This is a genomic window from Bathymodiolus azoricus thioautotrophic gill symbiont (genome assembly GCF_001298715.1).
Lineage (GTDB): Bacteria > Pseudomonadota > Gammaproteobacteria > PS1 > Pseudothioglobaceae > Thiodubiliella.
Genome location: NZ_CDSC02000191.1, coordinates 1 through 7,703, shown reverse-complemented (window position 1 = coordinate 7,703; position 7,703 = coordinate 1). Strand labels below are relative to the sequence as shown.

Here is a 7,703-nt window from a genome sequence, read left to right as displayed (position 1 = left end):
CAGCTGGCTGGCGTATAAATTCAGCATTATTTGGTAATTTTTTTAACCAAGCGTTAAGTGTTGGCTCTAAATTATAACAATGCGAGCAGTAATACCAAAATAACTCACGCACTTCAACTTTATCACCCGTAACAGTCTGAACGGGTTTTTCTAATACTATGTAATCCATTCCCGCCTCATAATCAGCATATGCAGCAGCATTGAATACAAACAATAAGATAATTAATATTTTTTTCATGATTTGTCCCTTCCATATTCTAAGATTTGAATATTATACGATTTTAATGGTGTTGTAGTTGCAAATAATTGCTGATAAGTTCTCTTTTCAAGCGGATGCACACTCTCTGGATTAAGTTGCGCCAATGGTGCTAGTACAAAATTGTATTGCAAGATATCATCTCTAGGTAAATTATTTGTCTTATCAATCACTTCATCATATAACACCAAATCCAGGTCAATTTCCCTAGAAGAAAATTTTGGTTGAGACCTGTCCCTGCCTTGGTTATTCTCAATTGTATGCAGTACGCTAAGCACATCAACAACACTTAAATCTGTTGTCGCATTTACCCCCATATTGTAAAAATCAGCGCCTTCAAACCCTATCGCATTACTTTCAAAAATATCGGAACATACTACATCAAAAAAATTAAGCCGTAAGGCATCTAGCGCTTGAAAAATATTTTTCCTGCGGTTTTGGTTTGAGCCAATATTAATGTGGATATGGGCCATTTGTATGATTATGAATAATTAGCGTGACTACGCTCAATAATCACACCCACGCCATTAGCACCAGTCACTGCTTCGCCTTTGTTGAGTGTGAGTTTTACTTTTTCCACGCCAAATTCTTTGATGATAATTTGCGTGATTTTCTCTGCCAAAGTTTCTACTAATTGAAATTCACTACCCTGAACAAATTCAATGAGTCGTTTAGACACTGCCTTGTAATCAAGTGTCTGATCAATATGATCAGTCTCACTAGCAACTTTAATATCGGTAGACATCTCAATATCCAAGGTGATATCTTGACGGATTTTTCGCTCCCAATCGTAAATTCCAATTACACAATCAATTTTTAATCCTTGAATAAAAACAATATCCATAGTATCATCAGAGTCCTAATATTTTTTACAATAAGTTTGCTATGTTACCTATTTTGATTATCGCTGGCTATCTAATCGGCTCACTCTCTAGTGCTATTTTAGTTTGTAAGTCCTTTGGTTTACCCGACCCACGCACCGAAGGCTCTAACAATCCAGGTGCAACTAATGTTCTGCGTATTGGCGGTAAAAAAGCTGCCGCTATCACACTTATTGGTGATGGGCTTAAGGGTGTTATTCCAATATTGATTGCACGATATTTAGGGGCTGATTTATTAACAATGACGCTAATTGCATTGGCGACTTTCTTGGGTCATGTTTACCCAGTTTTCTTTGGTTTTAAAGGTGGCAAAGGTGTGGCAACCTTCTTAGGTGGCTTATTTGCCTTAAACTATTTAATTGGTTTAAGTTTTGCGCTGACTTGGCTTTTTGTTGCCAAAGTGCTAAAAATTTCTTCATTATCTGCATTAATCGCTACTCTACTAACGCCTGTAATTTTTTACTTTTCAAGCGCCAAAGACCTAGAGTCCACTTATGTTGTTACTTTAATATGTGTTTGGATATTTTATACTCACAGAAGTAACATTACCCGTATGCTATCAGGTGATGAAGGTAAGATTAAGCCCTGATATTAACGCCCTTTTTAAGCAAGTAAAGCGACATTGTAACCAATATAACGATCATTGCCAGTAACATTGAAAGTGATATTGTAAAATCAACAGTGCTCACACCTAAAAGCCCCAATCTAAAGCTATCAACCATATAATAAATGGGATTAAACTGACTGACAATTTGCCAAGATTCTGGCAGAATTTCAACGCTATAAAACATCCCACCAAGATAAATCATCGGCATCAAAATAAAGGTTGGAACAATGGATATATCATCAAATGATTGCGCAAATACCGCATTAATAAAACCCGCCAAAGAAAACAAAATAGCCGTTAATAAAAAAATCATTAAAGTAATTGAAATTGAGTAAATCTCAAAATCAACAAAGAGCAAAACTGTAAAAAACACCCCCATACCAACCACAGAACCACGCGCAACACCGCCAGAAACATAGCCCAGCAAAATTACCCAATAGGGCACTGGCGAGACCAATATTTCTTCAATACTGCGGTTAAACTTCGCCAAAAAAAACGAAGCTACCGTATTTGCATATGAGTTCTGAATAACCGTCATCAAAATAACGCCCGGAATAATAAAATGCAAATAATCCACGCCTTGCATCAGTCCAATGCGTTGCCCCATCAAGCCACCAAAAATCAATAAATAAAGTAATGTCGTAATAATCGGTGGGAAAATCGTTTGCACCCAGATGCGTGAAAATCGTAAAATTTCTTTAATAACAATGGTTTTATAAGCAATCCACATATCTTATACCGCCTTGTTTGTTAGATTCAAAAACAGTGTTTCCAAACGATTCTGTGTGCTACGAATATGCTCAACACTAATGCCTTGCTTAGATAGGCTTTGCAAAACATCAGTAATATTTATGCTAACTTCTAATGTCACTTGTAAAGAATAATCATCCAATCTTTCACAGCTAAATTGCGCTTGCTCAATATTGTCTGGCAACACACTTAAACTTTCTAAAATCAAAACTTGATGCGATACCTTGGCTAACAATTTTTTCATACTGGTTTGCTCAACCACCTTACCTTCATTAAGAATTGCGATATTACGACACAAGGACTCTGCCTCTTCTAAATAATGTGTCGTTAGAATAATGGTCACACCCGAGCGATTAAGCTCTTTTAAATATGACCACATAGAGCGACGAATCTCAACATCAACACCTGCAGTCGGTTCATCCAAAATCAATATTTTTGGCTGGTGAACGAGTGCCCTTGCTAACATTAAACGACGCTTCATGCCACCTGATAAAGATTTAGCCATATCTGTGCGTTTATCCCAAAGTTGCATTTTTTTGAGCAAAATCTCTGTTTGGACTTTAGCATCTGTACGCGAGATACCGTAGTAACCTGCTTGATTAATCAGTATTTCTTCAATAGGTTCAAACAGATTAAAATTAAATTCTTGCGGCATCAAACCAATCAAACGCTTAATATCATTTACATAGGTATTTTGATTGAGTCCTAATATTTGAATATCGCCCTGAGTTTTATTTAACAAGCCACAAATAATGCCAATAGCTGTCGTTTTACCCGCACCATTACTACCCAAAAGTGCAAAAAAATCGCCTTGCTCTACCGACAAATCAATACCTTTTAAGGCATAAAAATTATTGGCATAAATTTTGCTAAGTGATTTAATGGTAAGTGCAGCTGACATAGGCAAACATTATCCGTTAGTTTTGATGATTTATGCGATAATTACACACTTTAAAAAAGTGCACATTTGCTTATGTCTGAAATTAAAAATATACAATTACCCGATATTGGTGACTTTGACGAAGTTGAAATTATTGAGATTTTAGTATCTGTTGGCGATACAATTGAAGCAGAAGATAGCATAATCACTTTGGAAAGTGACAAGGCATCAATGGAAATCCCAACCCCTTGGGCGGGTGTAGTCACTGAAATAAACATTGCCCTAGGCGATAAAATCAAACAAGGCGATGTGCTTTTAGCACTTCAAACTGAGCAAGACAACGCTGATACAAGTGAAGAATCAGTCGCAGAAGTAATAGATATTGAACCAAAAATCATCCCTGTAGTTGTACCCGATATTGGTGACTTTGATGAAGTTGAAGTGATTGAAATTCTTGTCAATGCAGGCGATGAACTATCAGCAGAAGATAGCATAATCACTTTGGAAAGTGACAAGGCATCAATGGAAATCCCAACCCCTGTCACAGGTAAAGTGATTGATATTAATGTCACATTAGGCGACAAAATTAAACTAGGTGATTTAATCCTTAACATTGAAAGTACAGGCGTTGAAATAGTAGCAACAAAAGACACCGCGCCAGAGCCAGTCTCTACACCTGCGTCCGCTCCTGCGCCAAAACCTGCAAGCGCAACACCACCACAAACCTTAGATCAATCAGTATCAACAATACCTAAGGGAGCCTCTCATGCCTCCCCCTCTATTCGCAAATTGGCACGAGAATTAGGTGTGGATTTGTCCAATGTCACTGGCACAGGGCAAAAAGGCAGAGTACTAGACGCTGACCTTAAGGGTTATGTAAAACAAATTATGGCATCAGGTGGTATGGGTAGTGCGCTACCTAAAACGCCACACATTGACTTCTCTAAATTTGGTGAAACACAGACATTAGCATTATCCAGAATTAACAAACTCTCAGGTAAACATCTAACTGCCTGCTGGCTCAATATTCCACATGTGACACAGTTTGATGAAGTCAATATTGACAAAATGGAGGCCTACCGACAAGCGCAAAAAGCACAAGGCATTAAACTAACGCCATTGGTATTTATTATGAAGGCGGTGATTCAAGCACTTCAATCTCATCCACGCTTTAACGCCTCATTGGATGAATCTGGTGAAAACTTAATCATCAAAAAATATTTTAATTTAGGTATCGCTATGGATACGCCAAATGGCTTAGTAGTACCCGTGATTAAAAATGTTGAACAAAAATCTTTGCTTGAACTTGCCACAGAGTTGGGAGAGACTTCTGCCAAAGCGCGTGAGGGGAAACTCAGTCCTAAAGATATGCAGGGCGCAGGTTTTACCATCTCCAGTCTTGGTGGTATTGGCGGTACGCAATTTACACCGATTGTCAACGCACCAGAAGTTGCTATTTTGGGCGTGTCTCGCTCAGTCAATAAACCCATTTGGAATGGCAAAGAATTCACGCCAGAATTAACACTCCCACTAGCCTTGTCTTATGACCATCGAGTTATTGACGGCGCACAAGGTGGTCGCTTTATGGCAGAACTTAACAACATCTTAAGCGAGGCAAATTATGATTAAAACCCAAGTTGTTGTTATCGGCTCTGGCCCTGGTGGTTATACAGCTGCCTTTCGTGTTGCTGATTTAGGCAAAAAAGTAGTGCTTGTCGAACGCTATGAAAGCTTAGGTGGTGTATGCCTAAATGTAGGTTGCATTCCTTCAAAGGCACTATTACATACTGCAGAAATTATCAACGAAGCTAAAGAAGCTAAACACCTTGGCGTTACCTTTAACAAGCCAAAGATTGATATTGACGCTGTACGCAAAAATAAAGACGATATAGTTAGTAAGTTAACGGGCGGTATCAAAGCCCTAGCAAAAGCAAGAGGTGTGCAAGTCGTTACTGGCTATGGTAGGTTTATCTCCAATACTCAAATCAAAATTGATGCTACTAACGAGGTTATTGAATTTGAACAGGCTATCATCGCTGCTGGCTCGCGTGTTACTAAAATACCCGCCTTCCCGTTTGATGACCCGCGCGTCATGGACTCAACCGATGCGCTGGATTTAGAGAATGCGCCAAAACGCTTGCTCATTGTTGGTGGTGGTATTATCGGTTTAGAAATGGCAACTGTTTATGAAGCACTTGGTAGTGAAATCACTGTGGTTGAGCTCTCAGACCAACTCATCGCAGCAGCAGATAAAGACATTGTTAACCCACTATTCAAACGCATTAAAAAACAATATGCCAATATTTTCTTAAGCACCGAAGTTACCAGTATGAAAGCACAAGAAGACGGTATTCAAGTCGGCTTTAAAGGCAAAAATGTCCCAGAGTTTGATAGCTTTGATAAAGTCTTGGTCTCTATCGGGCGCACGCCTAATGGCAAACTCATTGACTGCGAAAAAGCAGGTGTGCATGTTGATGATTGGGGTTTTATCAATGTTGACAAGCAAATGAAAACCAACATCTCAAATATCTATGCCATCGGTGATATTATTGGTCAACCAATGCTCGCCCACAAAGCCGTTCATGAAGCCAAAGTTGTTGCTGAAGTTATCTGTGGACACAAGTCAGGTTTTGATGCACTCGCCATTCCATCTGTCGCCTACACCGACCCAGAAGTCGCCTGGACAGGGAAAACTGAAAAAGAACTAAAGAGCGAAGGTGTGGAATATGAAGTCGGTAAATTCCCTTGGGCAGCCTCAGGTAGAAGCCTCAGCATCGGTAGGAGTGAAGGCGTATCAAAAGCCATATTCGACAAACACACCCACCGCATCCTAGGCATGGGCATCTGTGGCACCAATGCAGGTGAGCTCATCGCTGAACCCACCCTTGCCATTGAAATGGGCTGTGATATGAGTGACATTGCACTCACCATCCACGCCCACCCAACACTGAGCGAAACCACTGCTTTCGCTGTTGAAATGGCAGAAGGCACGATTACGGATTTATTACCACCAAAGAAAAGGTGATTTATTTTTGAATATGCCAAAAATAAAAGACATTCCTGAAGTTGACCGCCCTAGAGAAAAATTACTCAAAAAAGGCTCTAATGCCTTATCTAAGACAGACCTTCTAGCCATCTTACTTAGTAGTGGCATCAAAGGTATCAATGTCCAAACCTTAGCCAAAACTATTATTACCAAATTTAATAAGGATTTTCTCAATATCACCATTGATGATTTGTTAGCAGTTAAAGGCATTGGACAAGCCAAAGCCTTACAAGTTTATAGCGCAGTTGCCCTAATAAAGCGTTTTTACCAAGAGCAAAATAGCACTGATTTAATAATCAAGAATGTACAAAATGTATTGACACTTGCTTTTGATATTAGAGACAAGAAAAAAGAACATTTAATTTGCCTACACCTTGACAGCCGTAATGCACCAATTAAAAAAGAAACTTTAAGCATTGGATTGTTAGATAAAAGTCTTATTCATCCACGAGAGATTTTTTCCAGCGCTTTGAAAAATAAAGCCGCCAATATAATTCTTATTCATAACCATCCAAGTGGCAACCCAACTCCTAGTAGACAAGATAAACAAGTTGCCAAAAATATCGGCAAAGCAGGGCAAATAATGGGTATTGCATTATTAGATTTTGTCATCATAGCCAAAAACGGGCATAATAGTTTTTACCAAGAATTAAAACATAATAAAACCATTGATTATATGGGGGATGGCTTTCAAATGGGAATATTTGATCAGTTTGAGACAAAGAAGTCTATTTATAAAAATGAACCAAAATTTACCTTTATTGATTTATTCGCAGGTATTGGCGGCTTTCATTTAGCCGCTTCAAATTTAGGAGGAAAATGCGTTTTTGCCTCAGAATTTGATGAAAATGCTCGTAAAACTTATCAAGCAAATTTTTTAAAACATAATAAAGATTTATTTTATTCAGGGAATTTTGCAGGCGATATTACCAAAGTAGATGAAAAAAATATCCCTAATTTTGACTTTTTATTTGCAGGTTTTCCTTGTCAACCTTTTTCTGTTGCTGGATATAGGTAAGGCTTTAAAGACAAAGGCGGTAGGGGTAATTTATTTTTTGATATTGTTAGAATTTTAAAAGAAAAAAAACCAAAAGCATTTATTTTGGAAAATGTAAAAAATTTAAAAACTCATGACAAGGGCAAGACAATTAAAGTTATTTATGATGAATTACAAAAACGGTTCTTTCAAATCCTGAGTGGGTAACCCCATTTAAAATAACACTCTACCACACACTCAAAAAGGACGGTTAAAAAATGCAAGAATCTATTCACCCAAGCACTCG

7 protein-coding genes and 2 pseudogenes are annotated in these 7,703 nt (G+C 38.2%); 4 read left to right on the top strand and 5 right to left on the bottom strand.

Features of this window, described 5'->3' with window-relative positions; translation table 11 throughout:
* The 3 genes and pseudogenes from BAZSYMA_RS03715 to folB all read right to left on the bottom strand — a co-directional run.
* Positions 1-238: pseudogene (locus BAZSYMA_RS03715) on the bottom strand (thiol:disulfide interchange protein DsbA/DsbL); the annotation flags it as partial.
* Positions 235-729 carry a 2-amino-4-hydroxy-6-hydroxymethyldihydropteridine diphosphokinase gene (folK, locus tag BAZSYMA_RS03710; RefSeq protein WP_090715748.1) on the bottom strand — a complete coding sequence of 165 codons (495 nt, stop codon included), beginning with the start codon at positions 727-729 and terminating at the stop codon, positions 235-237. The gene folK and the pseudogene BAZSYMA_RS03715, both read right to left, overlap by 4 nt.
* Positions 730-737: 8 nt before the next feature.
* Positions 738-1,100 (bottom strand): dihydroneopterin aldolase, encoded by a 363-nt coding sequence (folB, locus tag BAZSYMA_RS03705; protein WP_090715743.1) that lies wholly within the window; start codon positions 1,098-1,100, stop codon positions 738-740.
* A gap of 41 nt (positions 1,101-1,141) precedes the next feature.
* Between folB and plsY the strand changes: the two genes are divergently transcribed.
* Positions 1,142-1,726: a glycerol-3-phosphate 1-O-acyltransferase PlsY gene (gene plsY / locus BAZSYMA_RS03700; protein ID WP_090715740.1), complete on the top strand. Its 585-nt coding sequence runs from the start codon at positions 1,142-1,144 to the stop codon at positions 1,724-1,726.
* Here the strand turns inward: plsY and BAZSYMA_RS03695 are convergent.
* Together BAZSYMA_RS03695 and BAZSYMA_RS03690 are read right to left on the bottom strand one after the other, a co-directional pair.
* Positions 1,716-2,474, bottom strand: coding sequence for an ABC transporter permease (locus tag BAZSYMA_RS03695; RefSeq protein ID WP_090715737.1), 759 nt, complete (start codon positions 2,472-2,474; stop codon positions 1,716-1,718). The genes plsY and BAZSYMA_RS03695 overlap by 11 nt on opposite strands.
* A gap of 3 nt (positions 2,475-2,477) precedes the next feature.
* The gene (locus BAZSYMA_RS03690; RefSeq protein WP_090715734.1) at positions 2,478-3,395 is read right to left on the bottom strand and encodes an ABC transporter ATP-binding protein; all 918 of its coding nucleotides are present in this window, start codon (positions 3,393-3,395) and stop codon (positions 2,478-2,480) included.
* Positions 3,396-3,467: 72 nt separating this feature from the next.
* Here BAZSYMA_RS03690 and BAZSYMA_RS03685 point away from each other — a divergent pair, with 72 nt between their 5' ends.
* The 3 genes and pseudogenes from BAZSYMA_RS03685 (at position 3,468) to radC (ending at position 7,624) form a co-directional block, all read left to right on the top strand.
* Positions 3,468-5,003, top strand: a complete 1,536-nt coding sequence (locus BAZSYMA_RS03685; protein WP_090715731.1) for a dihydrolipoyllysine-residue acetyltransferase — start codon at positions 3,468-3,470, stop codon at positions 5,001-5,003.
* Entirely contained in the window at positions 4,996-6,399 is a 1,404-nt protein-coding gene (gene lpdA / locus BAZSYMA_RS03680) for a dihydrolipoyl dehydrogenase (protein WP_090715729.1), read from the top strand. The genes BAZSYMA_RS03685 and lpdA overlap by 8 nt, the downstream gene beginning before the upstream one ends.
* 13 nt (positions 6,400-6,412) lie before the next feature.
* A pseudogene (gene radC, locus BAZSYMA_RS10355) lies at positions 6,413-7,624 on the top strand (RadC family protein).
* Positions 7,625-7,703 lie beyond the last annotated feature (79 nt).